At 63.4% G+C, this 16,832-nt stretch carries 19 protein-coding genes; 3 read left to right on the plus strand and 16 right to left on the minus strand.

Features of this window, described 5'->3' with window-relative positions; all coding sequences use genetic code 11:
- The first annotated feature begins 46 nt into the window (after positions 1-46).
- Together typA and AC56LN_RS15995 are read left to right on the plus strand one after the other, a co-directional pair.
- Positions 47-1,879, plus strand: coding sequence for a translational GTPase TypA (gene typA / locus AC56LN_RS15990; protein WP_499573132.1), 1,833 nt, complete (start codon positions 47-49; stop codon positions 1,877-1,879).
- Positions 1,880-2,169: 290 nt separating this feature from the next.
- Complete coding sequence (locus AC56LN_RS15995; protein ID WP_499573134.1) at positions 2,170-3,198, plus strand: glycosyltransferase family 2 protein; 1,029 nt, start codon at positions 2,170-2,172, stop codon at positions 3,196-3,198.
- 12 nt (positions 3,199-3,210) lie between these two features.
- On the opposite strand, the gene AC56LN_RS16000 is transcribed toward AC56LN_RS15995, so the two are convergent.
- From AC56LN_RS16000 to flgB, 14 genes are all read right to left on the minus strand, one after another.
- A complete protein-coding gene (locus AC56LN_RS16000; protein WP_499573136.1) occupies positions 3,211-4,092 on the minus strand; it encodes a rhamnan synthesis F family protein in 882 nt (293 codons plus the stop codon).
- Positions 4,082-4,540 (minus strand): hypothetical protein, encoded by a 459-nt coding sequence (locus AC56LN_RS16005; protein ID WP_499573138.1) that lies wholly within the window; start codon positions 4,538-4,540, stop codon positions 4,082-4,084. Before AC56LN_RS16005 ends, AC56LN_RS16000 begins: the two co-directional genes overlap by 11 nt.
- Before the next feature lie 520 nt (positions 4,541-5,060).
- Complete coding sequence (locus AC56LN_RS16010) at positions 5,061-6,098, minus strand: hypothetical protein (protein WP_499573140.1); 1,038 nt, start codon at positions 6,096-6,098, stop codon at positions 5,061-5,063.
- Complete coding sequence (gene flgL / locus AC56LN_RS16015) at positions 6,098-7,009, minus strand: flagellar hook-associated protein FlgL (RefSeq protein WP_499573142.1); 912 nt, start codon at positions 7,007-7,009, stop codon at positions 6,098-6,100. The genes AC56LN_RS16010 and flgL overlap by 1 nt, the downstream gene beginning before the upstream one ends.
- A 10-nt stretch (positions 7,010-7,019) precedes the next feature.
- Positions 7,020-8,420 carry a flagellar hook-associated protein FlgK gene (gene flgK / locus AC56LN_RS16020; RefSeq protein ID WP_499573144.1) on the minus strand — a complete coding sequence of 467 codons (1,401 nt, stop codon included), beginning with the start codon at positions 8,418-8,420 and terminating at the stop codon, positions 7,020-7,022.
- Between the two features lie 58 nt (positions 8,421-8,478).
- The gene (locus AC56LN_RS16025) at positions 8,479-8,871 is read right to left on the minus strand and encodes a rod-binding protein (RefSeq protein WP_499573146.1); all 393 of its coding nucleotides are present in this window, start codon (positions 8,869-8,871) and stop codon (positions 8,479-8,481) included.
- Positions 8,871-9,980, minus strand: a complete 1,110-nt coding sequence (locus AC56LN_RS16030) for a flagellar basal body P-ring protein FlgI (protein ID WP_499573148.1) — start codon at positions 9,978-9,980, stop codon at positions 8,871-8,873. Before AC56LN_RS16030 ends, AC56LN_RS16025 begins: the two co-directional genes overlap by 1 nt.
- Positions 9,981-9,988: 8 nt before the next feature.
- Positions 9,989-10,648 carry a flagellar basal body L-ring protein FlgH gene (flgH, locus tag AC56LN_RS16035; RefSeq protein ID WP_499573151.1) on the minus strand — a complete coding sequence of 220 codons (660 nt, stop codon included), beginning with the start codon at positions 10,646-10,648 and terminating at the stop codon, positions 9,989-9,991.
- Positions 10,648-11,433 carry a flagellar basal-body rod protein FlgG gene (flgG, locus tag AC56LN_RS16040; RefSeq protein WP_499573152.1) on the minus strand — a complete coding sequence of 262 codons (786 nt, stop codon included), beginning with the start codon at positions 11,431-11,433 and terminating at the stop codon, positions 10,648-10,650. Before flgG ends, flgH begins: the two co-directional genes overlap by 1 nt.
- Positions 11,434-11,466: 33 nt before the next feature.
- Positions 11,467-12,192 (minus strand): flagellar basal body rod protein FlgF, encoded by a 726-nt coding sequence (locus tag AC56LN_RS16045; protein ID WP_499573154.1) that lies wholly within the window; start codon positions 12,190-12,192, stop codon positions 11,467-11,469.
- A gap of 15 nt (positions 12,193-12,207) precedes the next feature.
- Positions 12,208-13,389, minus strand: coding sequence for a flagellar hook protein FlgE (locus AC56LN_RS16050; protein ID WP_499573156.1), 1,182 nt, complete (start codon positions 13,387-13,389; stop codon positions 12,208-12,210).
- Between the two features lie 10 nt (positions 13,390-13,399).
- Complete coding sequence (locus AC56LN_RS16055) at positions 13,400-14,095, minus strand: flagellar hook capping FlgD N-terminal domain-containing protein (RefSeq protein ID WP_499573157.1); 696 nt, start codon at positions 14,093-14,095, stop codon at positions 13,400-13,402.
- A 2-nt stretch (positions 14,096-14,097) separates the two neighbouring features.
- Positions 14,098-14,502, minus strand: coding sequence for a flagellar basal body rod protein FlgC (gene flgC, locus AC56LN_RS16060; protein ID WP_499573159.1), 405 nt, complete (start codon positions 14,500-14,502; stop codon positions 14,098-14,100).
- A gap of 10 nt (positions 14,503-14,512) precedes the next feature.
- Positions 14,513-14,872, minus strand: coding sequence for a flagellar basal body rod protein FlgB (flgB, locus tag AC56LN_RS16065; RefSeq protein ID WP_499573161.1), 360 nt, complete (start codon positions 14,870-14,872; stop codon positions 14,513-14,515).
- A gap of 271 nt (positions 14,873-15,143) precedes the next feature.
- Here flgB and flgA point away from each other — a divergent pair, with 271 nt between their 5' ends.
- Complete coding sequence (flgA, locus tag AC56LN_RS16070; RefSeq protein ID WP_499573163.1) at positions 15,144-15,647, plus strand: flagellar basal body P-ring formation chaperone FlgA; 504 nt, start codon at positions 15,144-15,146, stop codon at positions 15,645-15,647.
- A 19-nt stretch (positions 15,648-15,666) separates the two neighbouring features.
- Here the strand turns inward: flgA and flgJ are convergent, their stop codons facing one another.
- Together flgJ and flgN are read right to left on the minus strand one after the other, a co-directional pair.
- On the minus strand, positions 15,667-16,416 hold the full coding sequence (gene flgJ / locus AC56LN_RS16075; protein WP_499573164.1) for a flagellar assembly peptidoglycan hydrolase FlgJ: 750 nt from the start codon (positions 16,414-16,416) through the stop codon (positions 15,667-15,669).
- Positions 16,403-16,831 carry a flagellar export chaperone FlgN gene (gene flgN, locus AC56LN_RS16080; RefSeq protein ID WP_499573166.1) on the minus strand — a complete coding sequence of 143 codons (429 nt, stop codon included), beginning with the start codon at positions 16,829-16,831 and terminating at the stop codon, positions 16,403-16,405. The genes flgJ and flgN overlap by 14 nt, the downstream gene beginning before the upstream one ends.
- Between the last annotated feature and the right edge of the window lies 1 nt (position 16,832).

The raw sequence follows: 16,832 nt of genomic DNA on the forward strand, positions 1-16,832 counted from the left end.
ACTCGGCAGATCGTACACTTCCGTACAACGCAACTTCTCAGAGACCATGTCAAACACCAAACGCGCGATTCGTAATATCGCAATCATCGCCCACGTTGACCACGGCAAAACCACCCTGGTGGACATGCTGCTGCGTCAATCCGGTACGTTCCGTGAAAATCAGCAGGTGGAAACCCGCGTGATGGACTCGAACGACCTCGAAAAAGAACGCGGCATCACCATTCTGTCGAAGAACTGCGCTGTCGAGTACGAAGGTACCCACATCAATATCGTCGACACCCCAGGCCACGCCGACTTCGGCGGCGAAGTCGAGCGCGTGCTGTCGATGGTTGACTCCGTGCTGCTGCTGGTCGATGCGCAGGAAGGCCCGATGCCACAGACCCGCTTCGTGACCCGCAAGGCACTGGCCCTGGGCCTCAAGCCAATCGTCGTCGTCAACAAGGTCGATCGTCCAGGCGCACGCGCTGAATGGGCCATCAACCAGACGTTCGAACTGTTCGACAAGCTCGGCGCTACCGACGAGCAGCTGGACTTCCCGGTCGTCTACGCATCGGGCCTGAACGGCTATGCCGGTCTGACCGAAGATGTCCGCAGCGGCGACATGAAGCCACTGTTCGAAGCCATCCTGCAACACGTGCCAGTCCGTGACGACAATCCGGATGGTCCGCTGCAGATGCAAGTGACCTCGCTCGACTACTCGTCGTACGTCGGCAAGATCGGTATTGGCCGTATCTCGCGCGGCCGCATCAAGGCCGGCCAGGACGTCATCGTCCTGAACGGTCCTGGTTCGACCCCGATCAAGGGCCGCATCAACCAGGTCCTGAACTTCAAGGGCCTGGAGCGCGTGCTGGTCGATGAAGCCGTCGCCGGCGACATCGTCCTGATCAACGGTATCGAAGAAATCGGCATCGGTTCGACCGTCTGCGCACCGGACACCCCGGACGCACTCGAAATGCTGACCGTCGACGAGCCAACGCTGACCATGAATTTCATGGTCAACAACTCGCCACTGGCCGGCCGCGAAGGCAAGTTCGTCACCAGCCGTCAGCTGCGCGAACGCCTCGACCGCGAACTGAAAGCCAACGTCGCACTGCGCGTTGCCCCAACCGACGACGACACGATCTTCGAAGTCTCGGGCCGCGGCGAACTGCACCTGACGATTCTGCTGGAAAACATGCGTCGCGAAGGCTTCGAGCTGGCCGTGTCGCGTCCACGCGTCGTGTTCAAGATGGTCGATGGCGTGCGCCACGAGCCGTTCGAGAGCCTGTCGGTCGATGTCGAAGAAGCCAACCAGGGCGGCGTGATGGAAGAACTGGGCCGTCGTCGTGGCGACCTGCAGAACATGGAATCGGATGGCAAGGGTCGCGTGCGTCTCGAGTACCTGATCCCGGCACGTGGCCTGATCGGCTTCCAGGGTGAATTCATGACCCTGACCCGCGGCACCGGCCTGATGAGCCACGTGTTCCACGAGTACGCACCAGTCGACAACAGCAAGGGCGAAATGGCCGGCCGTCGCAACGGCGTGCTGATCTCGCAGGATGACGGCGCTGCCGTTGCCTACGCTATCTGGAAACTGCAGGACCGCGGCCGCATGTTCGTGTCGCACAACGATCCGGTGTACGAAGGCATGGTCATCGGCATCCACTCGCGCGACAACGACCTGGTCGTGAACCCGATCAAGGGCAAGCAGCTGACCAACGTGCGTTCGTCGGGTACCGACGAAGCAGTGCGCCTGGTGCCACCAATTCAGATGTCGCTGGAATACGCAGTCGAATTCATCGAGGACGACGAACTGGTCGAGATCACCCCGAAGAGCATTCGTCTGCGCAAGCGCTACCTGAAAGAGCACGAGCGCAAGAAGGCCAACCGCGACAACTAATCCGTCGCGCTATTGGCGGCCATGGCTGCCTTTGAAAAAACCCCGCTGCAGGCAGCGGGGTTTTTTTCGTCTGGATGGCTCAGGGCGGGTAACTGCAAGATATTACCGTGCGACTCGTCCAAGTCTCGCCAGCCATCAGGCTGACGCCTGGCGGGTGTTACCGCGTCTTCGAACTCTATTGTTTCCTTGTGGCATGAAAAAGGCAGGTATGCTACGCCTTTGCCCAAACCTTAATGTGTGGACCGGGGCAGGTTGAACTGTTAGTATTTTGCAAAATATTTGGGAGTGTCATGAAGCAACCACGCGTACTCGTCAGCGTCTTGAACTGGAATAATGCTTCTGCCACCGCTGAATGCGTGGCCTCGCTGGGGCAGATGCAGCACGATGGTTTCGAGGCCGATATCCTGGTGATCGATAATGGTTCCCGCCAGGCCGATTACCAGGCCCTGCAGGGCGCCGTCGCACCAGGGACTGCCCGCATCTTGCGGGTGGAAGAGAACCTCGGCTTCACTGGCGGTCAGAATACATCGCTTAAGATCGGCATCGACGAGGGCTACGATTACGTCTGGATGCTGAACAACGACGCCACGGTGCAGCCGGATACGCTCACCAAACTGGTGAGGGCCATGGCTCTGGATGCACGCTGCGGCGCTGTCTCGCCAGTCATCGTACCCACCGATGGTGGCAACTACTACAACGCATGGGGTTTGAAGCACGATTGGCACGGGCGCGAAGGCATCTGGCTCCAGAGTGAGGAAGAGTCACGCCGGCATCAGGAAGCGCATCCGGATAACTTCTGCGTGGCCGGCACGGCGGTGCTGTTGCGGGTGCAGGCTCTGCGCGAGGTGGGTTTGCTCGACGAGCGTCTGTTTGCTTACTTCGACGACAACGATATCGGCGTGCGGCTGTCAGACGGTGGCTGGCACAGCAAGGTCGTGTTCGACACAACGGCGACGCACGATCTGGCAGTGCGCGAAGAGCGGCCGCCATATTTCTTTTATCTGATGTACCGGAACGAAATGATGTTCTGGGAAAAGAATATGCCGCGTGCCTATCGCCGGGGGCTCCGGCTAAGGCAGCTCGATCATTCACTGTTCGATGTCAATCGTCTGCGGGTAAGGGGCATGCAGCAGCAAGCGGATATGGCCTTGTTGGGCGTGGGCGATTTCCTTGCCGGGCGTCACGGTGCGCCGGTGTTGGAGCGTCGTGCTCCATTGTGGCTACGGCTGCTGTGTAGCATCTCGGGAGCGTATTACAAGAAAAAACTGCATGCCAGCGTTGCTGCCGCTGGCAGGGCGGAGGACCGTATGGTGGCTTGATCTGACGCGATGCTAGAGATCGACCGGGTGACCGAGTCGGCCGAGGCGTTCGAGTACCAGGTCGCGTTCGATGAATGACTGGTGCTTTGCCAGCAGCGACCGTTTCAAGAACGGGAAGCCGGCGTCGAGAAGTTCCATCGGGCGCACCAGCGTGGGATCAAGCACCTGTTCGGCGGCGCCGAACCAGAGCGCACCAACCTTCATGCTGCGGGCGGCAACGCGCGCCAGACGCGTTTCCTGCAGGGCGATAACTGCTTGGGGCTCGCTGAATGCGAGGGCAGGGAAAAACACAGGCGCCAGACGCATCATCCGCAACCGGTCGACTTGCCGCAGGCAGAATGCGTAAGACTGGATATGATTGGTCAGCTGGCTGGACGCCGTAAAGCCGGTCAACGCCCAAGGGCTGTTTGCCAGCACGGGCCGCAAGTCGGTGAAGGGCCCGAACACCGAATCGTTGATCACGATGACATCTGCGCCTGGCGAGTGTCGGCTGATTTGATGCAAGGCACGCGTATAAGCCGAGAAATCATAGCCGCTCAACGCTTTCCACAGCATTGCATCGCAAACACCATGCAGGTCAGCGGGAATGCGCTGTGGGTCGGCACATGCGCACACGACGAGCAGTGGAAGGCCGCTGTCCTTAAGACGTGCTAGGGTGAAACGGTGCGCAGCGGTCAGAACGCCGTCGGGCGCGTACATAAAATACACCACCCACGCGGGTTTCGGCACGATCGCCTTGACCTGTGCCCAGGCGGGGCTGCGTTGGGCGAACCTGAAAAACGTTTCTATCATCCGGCGGCGTTCCCAACGCATGACCGTCGATGGTTGAAAGTTCCAGTTACGCGAGAGGCCGTTAACGGTCGGACTCAGAGTTTGAGCAGGGCTAATTGTCATTTTTTCCACGCAGGACAGCAGTACGCGATCTTACCTGTCTTGCAACGATAAATCGAGCCTTCCGTGTCCTGACGCCAGGCTTTAGCGCAAACCCAGCAACGCCTGCACCCGCTCCCGGCTCACGCCCACCAGTGCCGACGTGATGGCCAGCAGCGACTGGTAATCGTGGCTGGTGGCAGTGCCGGAGAAATCCGCAGCCCAGCATCTCAAGTTCGGCTTGCCCGAGCTCGGGTTGCGCCGTGCGCGCCATGGCCACGCTCAGGGCGAGCGTGGCGGCGTCCTGCGAGCGGCGCACGCGCGCCAGGGCCTGGACCACATCGCGCAGGCCCTGGCGCAGGGCGTCTGGATTGCCCAGTTGCCATTCCAGCGGTGCCAGCGAGGCCGGCAGCGCGACCGTATCGACGCGGCCATGGTCGGTGACGGCGATGGCGTCCTTGACGCCTTCCACCTGATCCGTCGCTGCAATGGCAGTCCAAGCTGCCCTTGCACGAAAAAACCCCGCTATCTGCAGCGGAGTTTTTTAAGTAACATACATCTCGTCTTCATTCAACAACCAGGGGCTGTGCAAGCGCTGACTTTCCCGTGCAACGTTGGCGATTGGGCCAAGCTGACTGGCGTTGCTAATTGTCGGCCAGAGTCTCAAGATATTCCCAATTGCCAACGGTAGAAAGATCGTCGCAGACGACGACGTGGACCATGGGGCGGGTTTGCACCGGGATGCGGCTCAGCAGGTGTTGCGGCTAAGACAACCCGTTGTATGTGAGGATTGCGACGCCGCTTGTCAGGCAGGTTCCTGGCGCGGCAGACGGTGCGTTGTTCAGAGCGGTGCGGAATGGATACGCCCGTGCCGAATATTTCCAATAGAAATTGTTGATACCACGATCGTTACAGCCCGACTTGGGGCCGTCACGGCGCTTGATCTTGCAAGAATGGCACAGCGGATTCTGTAAGAAAATGATCGCCGACACTCAGCGCAGGCCGAGCAACGCCTGCACCCGGTCACGGCTGACACCGACGAGGGCCGAGGTAATCGCCAGCAGCGAAGCATAGTCATGGCTCGCAGCCGTCGCCGAAAAATCGCTGGCGATCGAGGCCAATTCAGCGCTCGGCATATCAGGCTGGGCAGTGTGCGCCATCGCCGTGCTCAGCGCCAGCGATGCCGCATCCTGGGAGCGACGCACACGCGCCAGCGCCTGCACCACTTCGCGCAGACTTTGGCGCAGGGCGTCTGGATTGCCGGACTCCCATTCTTGCGGCGCCAGCGAAGCCGGCAGCGCCACCGTTTCGACCCGGCCGCGCCCAGTCACGGCAATGGCGTCCTTGACGCCATCGAAGAGTGCTTCCGGGGTCGAAAACACCAGTTCGCGATTCTGGTCGAGGCCAACGCGCACCTTGACTGCGGCCAGCGTGCGGTCGAGGCGCCGGGCAATTTCTTCTTCGGTCATGCCCGGTTCAATACGGGTCGCCAGCTGGGGGCCGCCGGCGTTGCCAACCGAAAAACCCAGGCTCTGATCACCCCCCGCTTTGAGCGACGCGATGTCCAGCCCGCGGATACGAAAGCGTTTCTGGGCACCGCGGTCGGCGTCGAAATCGAGCTGCGCGTCGAGGCTGGCGCCGCCCTCTGTCCGGCGCGCGTCCAGTGTGTCAGCCAGTTGTATGGCGCGCGCTTCTAGCCCGCGCGAGGCCGCTGCGCGACCCGACAGGCGGGCGCTCAGATCCGACTTGAGCGCCTCGAGCTGGCTGGCCACGCCATTGAGATAGTCGAGTGCCTGCTGGGCGCGCGCAACCTCGCCCTGCAGGTGTTGATTCGACTGGGTCGTGCTGCGCAGCGCCCTGGCAGTGGGCGTGGGGCGCGTCAAGCGATCGCTGTTGTCGCCCACAGCGGCCTGCGTGCGCGTGCTGGCCGGGGTGTTTCGTACAACAGGTTTGGTGCCGATCGCGGCAGTGCCGGCCCCTGCGGGCTGGTTAGGCGGACTGGCTGGTTTGAGCAGGGCGTCCATGGTCATCAGATTGCATTGAACAGCGAGAGGGTGCCGATCTTGGCATACGCCTTGTAGGTTGCCTGCAGCGCGCTGGAATAGCCGTTGAGCTCGGTCGCTGCCAGGCCTACGTCGAGCTGCCCGATGTCGGTGATGGCCATTCTGTTCGACAGGCTGATGTTGGCGTGGTTGTCTTCCAGCGTCTTGATGATGTTCTGGCGTCCGCCCAGGTTGGCGACCTTGCCCGAAATCAGCTCTCGGGCTGTGTCGAAGCCCTGCAGGTTGTCGCTGAGTACGGCGCGCACGGCCGGATCGTTGGCCGACACACCCGGCGTCTTGAGGGTGGCGATGGTCTTGTCGAGCTGGTTGAGCAGGGCTTCGAGGCCGCCCAGGTTTTCGTTGGCGGGCTGGGTCAGCCCGTTGCCGACCACCACATTCTGCGCATTGCTGTTGCCGACGTAGCTGTAGCGGGAACCGACTGGCTTGGTCCCGTCGTAGGCCATCGGCGCGGTCCTGGTCAGCGTGCCTGAAAACAACTGGTTACCTTCCTGATCGACCGTGTTGGCGGTGAAAAACAGGCTCTCGCGCAGCGACTCGAGCGGCGTGACCATCGCTTTCAGGTCGTCCGGCGCATTGCTGCCGTCCGACGCCCATACGAGCAGGTCGCGTCCCGGCTGCATCTCGGACACCATATTGCTCAGGTAGCCCTCGGACCGGGTCAGGCGCAGCTGGAGCGAGCCGATATTGCTGCGGTACTGTTCGACCGTCGACTGCTCGCGGGCCAGGCGCGACAGGCGCACGCTGTCGACCGGGTCGTCCGAGGGCAGCAGAATCCGTTTGTTGGTCGCCAGCTGCTGCATGATGGAACTGACGCGCTCCTGGTTGACCTGGAGCGACTGGTTCATCGTGGATTGGTATTGGGACGTTGCGATACGCATGGTGTATTCCTTAAGCCATCATCGCCAAAGTGGCGTCGAACAGCGAGTTGGCAATCGAGATGACCTGCATATTGGCCTGGTACATGCGCTGGAATTCGACCAGCTTGACCGCTTCTTCGTCCTCGTTGACGCCGCTGGTCGATTGCCAGTCGTTGATCGACTGGATGCGCACCGTTTCGGTGGTCCGCTGAGCAGCCTTGTTGAGCTTGCTGTCCACGGCCAGCTTGCCCAGCAGCTGGGTGTCGGCGTCGCCCAGCAGCACCGTGCCGATGCCCGGCAGCGTCACCGTCTGACCCTTCAAGCCAGCCAGCAGTTGCAGGTTACCAGTGTCGCCCGGCAAGCCGTCGCGCGAGAATGCCAGATCCTCGGCCTTGAAGCCGGCCACGGTCTTTAGCATGTCGGCGCCGCTGCCGGCCGTATAGACGAACAGAGGCTTGCCCGGTTCCCAAGGCAGGGATGGGTCGCTGGGGTGCGGTTTGCCGGTGTAGCCAGCGGCCAGCTGCGTGTTGACCCGCAAGGCGATATCCTTGGCCAGCGCGTCGACATCTTTCTGCAAAGGCAGCAGGGTCGTGATCTCGAACTGGGTCAGGCCGCCCATCTGGCCACCCATCTTGCTGGCGTCGAGGACGAAGGTCGAATTGGCGAAGGTGACGGAAAACCCCTGCGGCGAGCCAGCGGTGGCCGCCGCCTTGAGGGTGCCGCTCATGCTGCCGATCACCAGCGCCTGGCCGCTCTTGAGAGAGATATCGCGGCTGCCGTCGGGATTGTCCGACACTTCCAGCGCCATTTTGGACGACAGGTCGTCGATGGCCAGGTCGCGCGCATCGATCAGGCTCGACGCCGATACGCCGCTGGCCCGGGTTTCGATGATCTGCTGATTCAGGCGCGCGATGGTGCTGATATCGGCATTGGCGGAATCGACCAGCGCGCTGCGCTGCTGACGCACCGAGGTCAGCTGCGAATTGAAAATATTGTTCAGGCCATTGAAGCGCTCGCCCATCAGGTTCGCTGCCGTCAGCACCTGCTGGCGCAGCGGGCTCGAGCCGGGATCGCCCGCCACCGCATTCACGGCGCGGAAGAACTCGTCGATGCCGGCCGAGAGGCTCGCCGATGCGTCGCCCATCACGCTTTCAAGCTGCGTCAGATAAGCCTGGGACTGCGAATACATGCCCTGTTCGGAGGCGGCGCGCCACATGGCCTGGCTCTTGTAGCCATCCGAAAAGCGCAGCAGTGAGCTGACCTGCACGCCATTGCCGGCCGAGCGGCCGCTGGCATCCGGACCGACCGCCGTGAAGAGCGCCGATTGCCGGGTATAACCCTTGGTTTGCAGATTGGCGACGTTCTGGCTGCTTGCCGACAGGGCAATCTGGGCGGCAAGGGCGCCGGAAAGAGCATTATTGATGATCGTCATGGTGCGGTTCGTCCTGGAGACTCGTTAACCAATAAAGGCGACCAATTATTGCCGTTTATTAAGTTTTAATCGAAAGCGGCTTCGCCGGTACGGGATGCAGGTCGTGGCGCTGCGCACTGGCGGCGGTCGGTGCCGGCACCAGTTGGCGCAGGATGGCGTCGGCGACGCCAAAGGCGCGCTGGCCCGCCATCTTGCCGGCCACCAGGTCGTCGGCCATCTCCTGCATGTCCTGATTCACGCGGTTCTTGAACACGCTGTCTTCGCTGGCCATTTCCCGGGTCGAGGCGCGCATTGTGCGCAGCATGTGGCTGATGAAGAAACGCTCGAACTCGACTGCGGCCTGGGTCGCTTTCGCCACGTAGGCGGGTTCGTTGCGCTCGGCGTCGGCGGCCGGCGCGACCGCGTCGGTGCCCGCGCCGAGTGGAATGGGGGCAAGGTCGCAGATTCGCATCAGATCACCACCAGTTCGCCTTCGATTGCACCGGCCTGATCAAGCGCCTGCAGGATCGCCATGATGTCGTCAGGCGACGCGCCCAGACTGTTGACAGTATCGATGATGGTTTGCAGGCGCGCCCCTGGCGGCCAGCGGAACATCTGGCCCGACCCCTGGTCGACCGACAGCTTCGATTCTGGCGTCACCGCGGTTTGGCCGCGGGATAATGGGCCCGGCTGGCTGACGCGCGAGCTTTCCGAAATGATCACCTTAAGCGAACCATGGGTGACGGCCGCGGCCTTCACGCGCAGGCCGTCTGCAATGACGACGGTGCCGGTGCGTGAATTGAACACGACGCGTGGCACCGCGATCCCGGCTTCGACCGACAGGGCATTGAGGCGCGCCATGAACGCCACCCGCGCGGTCGGGTTTTCCGGCGCGATGACTTCGACGCTGGTGCCGTCCTGGGTCGTGGCGATCGGCCCGAAGCGCTTGTTGATTGCCTCCACCACATTGGTGGCGGTCTCGAAATGCGGCTGGCGCAGGCGCAGCATGACTTGCGGGCGGGTGGCGAAATCGGTCTCGATCTCGCGCTCAATCTGGGCGCCATTGGGCACCCGGCCGGCGGTGGGGGTATTGACCGTGACGGACGAGCCGCTATTGCCGGTGGCGCTCAGGCCGCCAACCACCACGTTGCCCTGGGCCAGTGCGTAGATTTCATTGTCCGCCGCGCGCAATTGCGTCAGCAGCAGGGTGCCACCGCGCAGGCTCTTGGCATCGCCCAGCGAAGAGACGGTGACGTCGATGTTCTGGCCGCGCCGGTAGCCAGGCGGGAACGTGGCCGAGACCATCACCGCGGCCACGTTCTTGTTCTTGGCGTCGGCGCCTTCCGGCAAGCGCACACCGAACTGCTTGAGCATATTGACGACCGACTGGCTGGCAAACTTGACCTGGGTCGAGTCGCCACTGCCGTTCAGGCCAACTACCAAGCCGTAGCCGACCAGCGGGTTGTCGCGCACGCCCTCGACGCTGACCAGGTTGCGCAGGGCTTGCGCCGCGTGGGCGGGCAGGGCGGCGCAGGCGAGAAGGGGGGCAAGCAGCAGGGGGGCAAGGTAGCGCAGGTTCATGGCGGTCCTCAGAACGGCATCAGGGGGCTGTTGAAGAAGCGCGTCAGCCAGCCCGGCGAGTTGGCGTCGGCCAGCGCCCCGCGCGCGGAATAGGCGATGCGGGCATTGGCCACACGCAGCGAAGACACGCGGTTGTCGGCATCGACATCGGCGGCGCGCACAAACCCTTTGAGGCGTACGAATTCTTCGCCCTGGTTGAGCATCAGGTTTTTTTCGCCGGCCACGCGCAGCAAGCCGTTGGGCAGCACTTCCTGGACAATCACGGTCAGCGAGCCGGACAGGGCGTTTTGCTGGGTGCTGGTGGCGTCGCCCTGGAAGTCGCGCTCGGCGCTCAGGTCGATCGAAGCCTTGTCGTAGATCTTGCCCAGCGCGGCCAGCGGCGAGATGCCCACTGAGGACGCCTTCGAGATGCTGGTCCCGGCGCGCTTGCTGGCCTGGGTCGTCTCTTGCAGGATCACCGTGACGGCGTCGCCCACGCGGTAGGCTCGGCTGTCCGAAGTGAGCGACACGGTGTCGGCGGTGAACACACCGCCCGACATGCCGGCGCGCGCCACGCGCTGGGGGGGCATGATGTCGTCGTAGTCGGCGCTCGGCGCAGGCAGCGGCGTGGCGCAGCCGCCAAGCAGCACCAGGCCGAGCGCCAGCGCCAGGGCGGCCAGGTTCGTCATCAGCGCGCCGCCTGGGCCAGGTACTGCAGCATATTGTCGGCTGCCGAGAGCACCTTGGTGTTCATCTCGTAGGTGCGTTGCGCGGCGATCATGTCGACCATTTCTTCCACTACCTGCACGTTCGAGCCTTCCAGCGCGCCTTGCTTGAGCTTGCCGAAGGCGGCGTCGCCTGGACGGCCTTCGTTCGGCGCGCCGCTGGCCGCAGTTTCCTGGAACAGGTTCTCGCCCAGGGCCAGCAGGCCGGCCGGATTGATGAAGCCGGTCAGGTTGATCTGGCCGATTTCCTGCGGCGCCGGCTGGTTGGCGAAGGTCACCGAGACCACGCCGTTCTCGCCGATGGTAATGCCGGCTGCGTCTTGCGGAATCGTGATCTGCGGCACCACCGGCATGCCCTGGGCATTGGTCAGGGTACCGTTCGGGTCGACCTGCAACTGGCCGGCGCGGGTATAGGCCGGTTCACCGTTCGGACGCAGCACCTGGAGGAAGCCGGCGCCCGAGATGGCCACATCGAGTGGCTGGCTGGTCGTTTGCAGGCTGCCGTTGGTAAACGCCTTCTGGGTACCGACCACGCGTACGCCGTTGCCGAGCTGGACGCCATTGCTGACGGTATTGTCCGCGTTCTGGGCGCCGGGTTGGGCGTTGACCTGATAGAACAGGTCCTCGAACACGACGCGGTCGCGCTTGAAGCCGACGGTGTTGACGTTGGCCAGGTTGTTGGCGATCGCCTGCAGCTTGGCATCCTGTGCCTGTACGCCGGTCTTGCTGATCCACATTGCTGGATTCATGGTTGCTCCCTATTGGTGGTGGCGGGGCGTAAATTACGCGCCGAGCAGCCGGTTGCCCGACTCGTTCATGCTGTCGCTGGCCTTGAACATTTTCATTTGCAACTCGAAGCTGCGGTTCAGGCTCATCACGGCAACCATTTCTTCGACTGCCGAAACATTGCTGCCTTCTAGGGCGCGTCCGCGTACGCTGACATTCGGGTCAGCTGCCAGCGGCTGGCCGTCGCGCGGCACGATCAGGCCGGCCTCGTTCTTGGTCAGTTGCGCGCCGTCGGCGCTGACCAGGCGCAGGCGGTCGATCGTCTGGCTCAAGGTACCGCCTTCGGGAATCACCGAAATCGTGCCATCCTTGGCGATGTCGACCGCGCTGTGCGGCGGCAGCACGATCGGGCCGCCTTCGCCCAGCAGCGGCCGCCCGGCCACCGACAGGGCGCCGGTGGCGTCGATGTCGATCGCGCCGGAGCGGGTATAGGCTTCGGCGCCATCGAACTGGACTGCCAGGTAGCCGTTGCCATTGACGGCCACGTCCAGCGCCCGGCCGGTGTCGCGCACCGCGCCGTCGCGGGTCGAGATGGCGTCGGCCTGGGTCATCGACAGATGCCGGTCGTCATAGCCGTAGCCGGCCAGCGCCTGGGTCGACGCCAGTTCGATGTTCGCGCGAAAACCGGCGGTATCGGCATTGGCCAGGTTGTTGGCGCGCACCTGCTGCGCGCGCAAGGTGCGCTCGGCGCCGCTGACGGCGGTAAAGATCATCTTATCCATGGATGGCTTTCAGGATCACAGCGCCTGCATCAGTGACTGCATCATCTGGTTCTCGGCGGTGATCACCTTCGAGTTGGCCTGATAATTGCGCTGCGAGGTCATCAGGCCCACCAGTTCCAGGGTGATGTCGACGTTCGAGCCTTCCAGGGTTCCCTTGGCCAGTTTGCCAGCCAGGCCCACGCCCGGGGTGCTGTACAGGGGCGCACCCGAGCCGGCATTGGCAACCCAGGTCGTTTCGCTGGCTGGCGCCAGGCTGCCTTCGTCCGGGAAGGTGGCGATCGCCACCGTGCCAACGATCTGCTGCTGTTCATTGCTGTATTTGGCCACGATCGAGCCGTCTTCAGCCAGCTCCACGCCAACGAAAGTGCCCGAAGCATAGCCATTGGCGCGGTTGGTGGTGGTGGTGGCTTCACCGGCGAACTTGGAGGTGCCGGTGTAGTCGAACTGGACTGTCAGCGGCGCTGCGCCCGCCGCCGTGATGGTCAGCGCCGGACCGGCCGTGCTGCCAGCGTTGACCTTGCCACTGGTCTCGAAGTCCATCGCATGCGGTCCGGTCGTTGCAGCGCCATCGACGCTGTAGTACACACTGACCGTGTCGGCATCGGCCTTGCGGAAGTATTGCGACACGGTGTGCTGAGAGCCGAGCGAATCATAGACGACCGATTGCTTGACCATATTGTAGGTATTGGCATTGGTCATGTCGAACGCTGCAGTCGGTGTCACCCAGTCGTTCGACATATTGCCGGTGTAGCTGACCTTAGTGCTGGCCACGGCCGGAATCTGGCCGGTCGGGATGGCGATGTCGCCCATCGTGCCCAGCACCCCGCCCACGGTCGGGCCATAGCCCTGCACCCGGTTGCCGGTGGCATCGACCAGGAAACCGTCGGCGTTGCTTGAAAAGATGCCCACGCGCGAGTACGACACGACGCCCTGGGCGTCGCGGCTGGTAAAGAAGCCGCGGCCCTGGATCGCGGCATCGAGGCCGCGCCCGGTGGTTTGCAGGCCGCCGTTCTGGCCGATGTTCTGGGTCAGCGACGATACTTGCACGCCGTTGGCCTGGTCGCCCGCATACACCGACGAGAAGTTGGCACGGCTGCTCTTGAAGCCGTAGGTGCCGGCATTGGCGATATTGTTCGACAGCGTGGTGAGCTGCTCGTTGATGGCCTGGATGCCCGACAGGGCGATATTGAAGCTCATGGGGAATCCTTTAGTTGGTCAGCGCCGCAGTGGCGAGATTGCTGGTTTGATTCGGCTTGCCATTGAAGCCGGTGATCCAGCCTGGCTCGACGTCGCCGACGCCCGCCACCTGCATCATGATCCCGCCGGTTGCCGACAGGCGAACGCTGTCGAGCCGGCCATTGATCTCGACTGCCGGCTTGGTGCCGTCCGAGGCTTCGGCCGCAATGCTGTACTTGCCTGGCGCCAGGCCAAGCTTGGCCGGGTCGATCGTGAAAGCCTGGCCGCCGGCCGCGTGCGGCGCCAGCTCGATGCGGGTCTGTTTGCCCGTCAGGTCGGTCAGCACCACATGGGTCAGGGTGCTGGCGCCGTCGAGTTGGACACTGCCGGCGATGCTGTTCTGGCCCAGTTGCACGCGGCTGGTTTCGACGGAGACGTCGCTGCCTACCTGGCCGCCCATGGCCAGCGCCTGCAGGCTTTGCAGCATGGTGGCGCTGGCGGCGGTGGTCTGGGTCATGTTTTCCAGCGCCTCGGTCTGCGACAGCTGGGACAACTGGTTCACGAACGTGGCCGGATCGGACGGCGCGAGCGGATCCTGATTGCGGATCTGCGCCACCAGCAGCTTGGTGAACATGTCCTTGTTGGCGCTGACCGGTGAGCTGGCCGGACTGACGCCCGTCGTGCCCGGGTTGCTGTTGAACCCGAAGGAATTGGTGGTTGTTACCATGCTCAGCTTTCTCCCATGCGGATCAGGGACTGTTGCATCGATTTGATGCGTCCCATCACTTCGACGTTGGTTTCAAAGGCGCGTGAGGCCGCCATCATGTCGGCCATCTCGGCCACTTCGTTGACGTTGGCGTAAAAAACCATGCCGTCGGCGTCGGCCAGTGGATTGTCCGGTTCGTGCATGCGGCGCAGCGGCTCGCTCGACTGCACCACGTCCAGCACCTGGACCTTGGCCACGCCATCGTTCTGGAGCACGGCGGCAAAGACGGGCTTCCTGGCGCGATAGCCCTCGGCTTCGGTGGTGGCCACGGCGTTGGCATTGGCCAGGTTGCTGGCGATCGTGTTCATGCGCACGGTTTGCGCAGCCATGGCCGACCCGGCGATTTGGGAAATGTCCTTGAAACTCATCGAGCGCTCCTTATTGGCCGGTGATGGCTTTGTTCAAGCCGCGCAACTTCATGTTGATGAACGTCAGGCTCGTCTGGAAGTCGGAGGCGTTCTGCGAAAAAGCTGCCTGCTCGACGCCGATCTCGACGGTATTGCCGTCGGCGCTCGGGTGGAAGGGCACGCGGTACAGGGGACCATCGTTCGATAGCGTCGGCGCGCCATCCCCTTCATCCATCCGGTCCTGCATCACGGCGTTGAAATCGAGGTCGCGCGCGGTGTAGCCGGGCGTGCTTTCATTGGCGATGTTGGCAGCCAGCACGCGGGTGCGCTCGGCGCGCACCGTCAGCGCATCGGCGCTGACGCCCAGGGCATCCTTGAAATTAATCGACATGGGATTCTCCGGTGAACTGTAGTGGGATTGGTTAGAATGGGTCTTTTCGCCTGAACGGTATTGTCCAATGATTGCTTTCCAAAGGGCAACCTTTACCATTGTAACCTGTCTTTTGTGCGCCACAGCGTGGTCAGCGCAAACTGTTTCCGTTGAGATACAACAGGCGGCACGAGAGCAGCTCGAACGCCGTGCTGCCACGGCCGGACTGAGCGAACCCGAATTTGACCTGAGCGTCTCGAGCAGCCGCCCCGCGCCGTCCTGCAAGGGGCCGGTGGAGGTCGAGACACTCGATATGCGCCAGCCGGCACGCATGCGCTTTGTGGCACGCTGCCCGGACGGGGCCGGCTGGCGCCATGAATTTGTGGTGCGGGCGCGCATCTCGGCGCTGGTGGCCGTCAGCGCCACGGCAGTGCAGCCGAACCGGGCCCTGGCCGCATCCGACGTCACACTCGAGCGGCGCGACATCAGTCAGATCAGCGACCCGATCGGGATGCCGGAGGATGCCATCGGCCAGTCAAGCCGGCGCAGTCTGCGCGCCGGTGAAATATTGCGCACCAGTCAGCTAAGTGCGCCCGTGGTCGTCAAGCGTGGCGATGCGGTGATGATGGTGGCGCGCCACGACGGCATCGAGGTCAGCATGTCGGGCGAAGCGCTCGACGCCGGCGCGCGTGGCGCCGTGGTGCGTGTCAAGAACCACACCAGCGGCCAGACGGTGCGCATGCGCGTGCTGGGCGCGGGCGCGGTCCAGCCCCTTGACATGAAGATGGGCGAGTAAGAGCTGTCCCGGTCAGACTCTACTGGCCATCATCCTGCAGGCTGCCCGCGATGCGCGCCAGCTTGGCGGCATAGGCGGGGTCGGTGGCGTAGCCGCCGCGCGCCAGACCTTCGGCGAAGGCCTGGGCATCGTTGCCCGTGTTCAGGGCGCCGCGGTAGCGCGGGTTTTCCAGCAGCACGCGGGCGTAATCCTGAAATGCGCTGGCCGCGTCAGGATAGGCGCGAAAGCGCTCACGCGTCTTGAGCGGCGCACCATTGACATATTCGGTGGTGGTGGCATCGCCCGTGGCGCCCTGCCACTGGCTGTTGGCCTTGATCCCGAACAGGTTGTGACTGCTGACACCGCTTTCGGTGCGTAGCGGCCGCTGGCCCCAGCCCGATTCGAGGGCGGCGTGCGCCTGGACCAGTTCTGGCGCCACGCCCAGGCGGGCGGCAGCCTGGCGCGCCCACGGCGCGATGCTGTCCAGGAATGCCTGCTGTGCGGGTGGCTTGTTGCTGCTGCCTGCAGAACCCGGTGCGCCTTCCACTGCCTCGCCCTCATTCACGATCAAACCGCTTGCCCGGGCGCGCAACAGCGCGCCTTCCGGATTGAGGTGGGTGGCGCTGCTGCTGTCCTGATCGCCGTTCTGAATGTAGGCATTCACTTCGCCCTGCAGCTGCTTGAACATGTTGCCAAATCCATCGCCGCCGCCTGTGGCCGCCGTTGGCGCGGTGGCGTTGGTGGCGGCAGTCGGGCTGGCAGGGCGGGTGCTGAAATCAACGTGGCGCATAGGTCTGTTCTTCTCCGTGCAGCACGCGCTGCATCACACTGTACTGATCGGCCAGGAACTGGCCGTTGCGCAGGCTGCTTTGCTGGCAGGCACGCACGGCCGATTCCAGCGCCTGCCAGGTAGCTTCGAAATGGCCGCGCGCGCCAGGGGCCAGGCTGGCAATGTACTGCGCCATTGTCGCCTGGGGACCGAGCAGGGCGCGTACCAGTTGCAAACGCTGCTGACGGCGCGCTTCCATTCCTTCGAGCAGTGGCAGCAGCTCGTCGGCCAGTGTACCCAGCACGGCGCTGCGGTGGCGCACGGCGGCGTCGAATTGCTCTTCGAGCAATCGCCCGATGGTCGCGGTCTGGGCCAGGTCGAGCGCCACGCCGTCACTGAGCAGCGCGTTGGCCTGCTGGCGGGTGAGGGTGGCCATG

This window comes from Telluria sp. ZT3P26 (assembly GCF_059686035.1).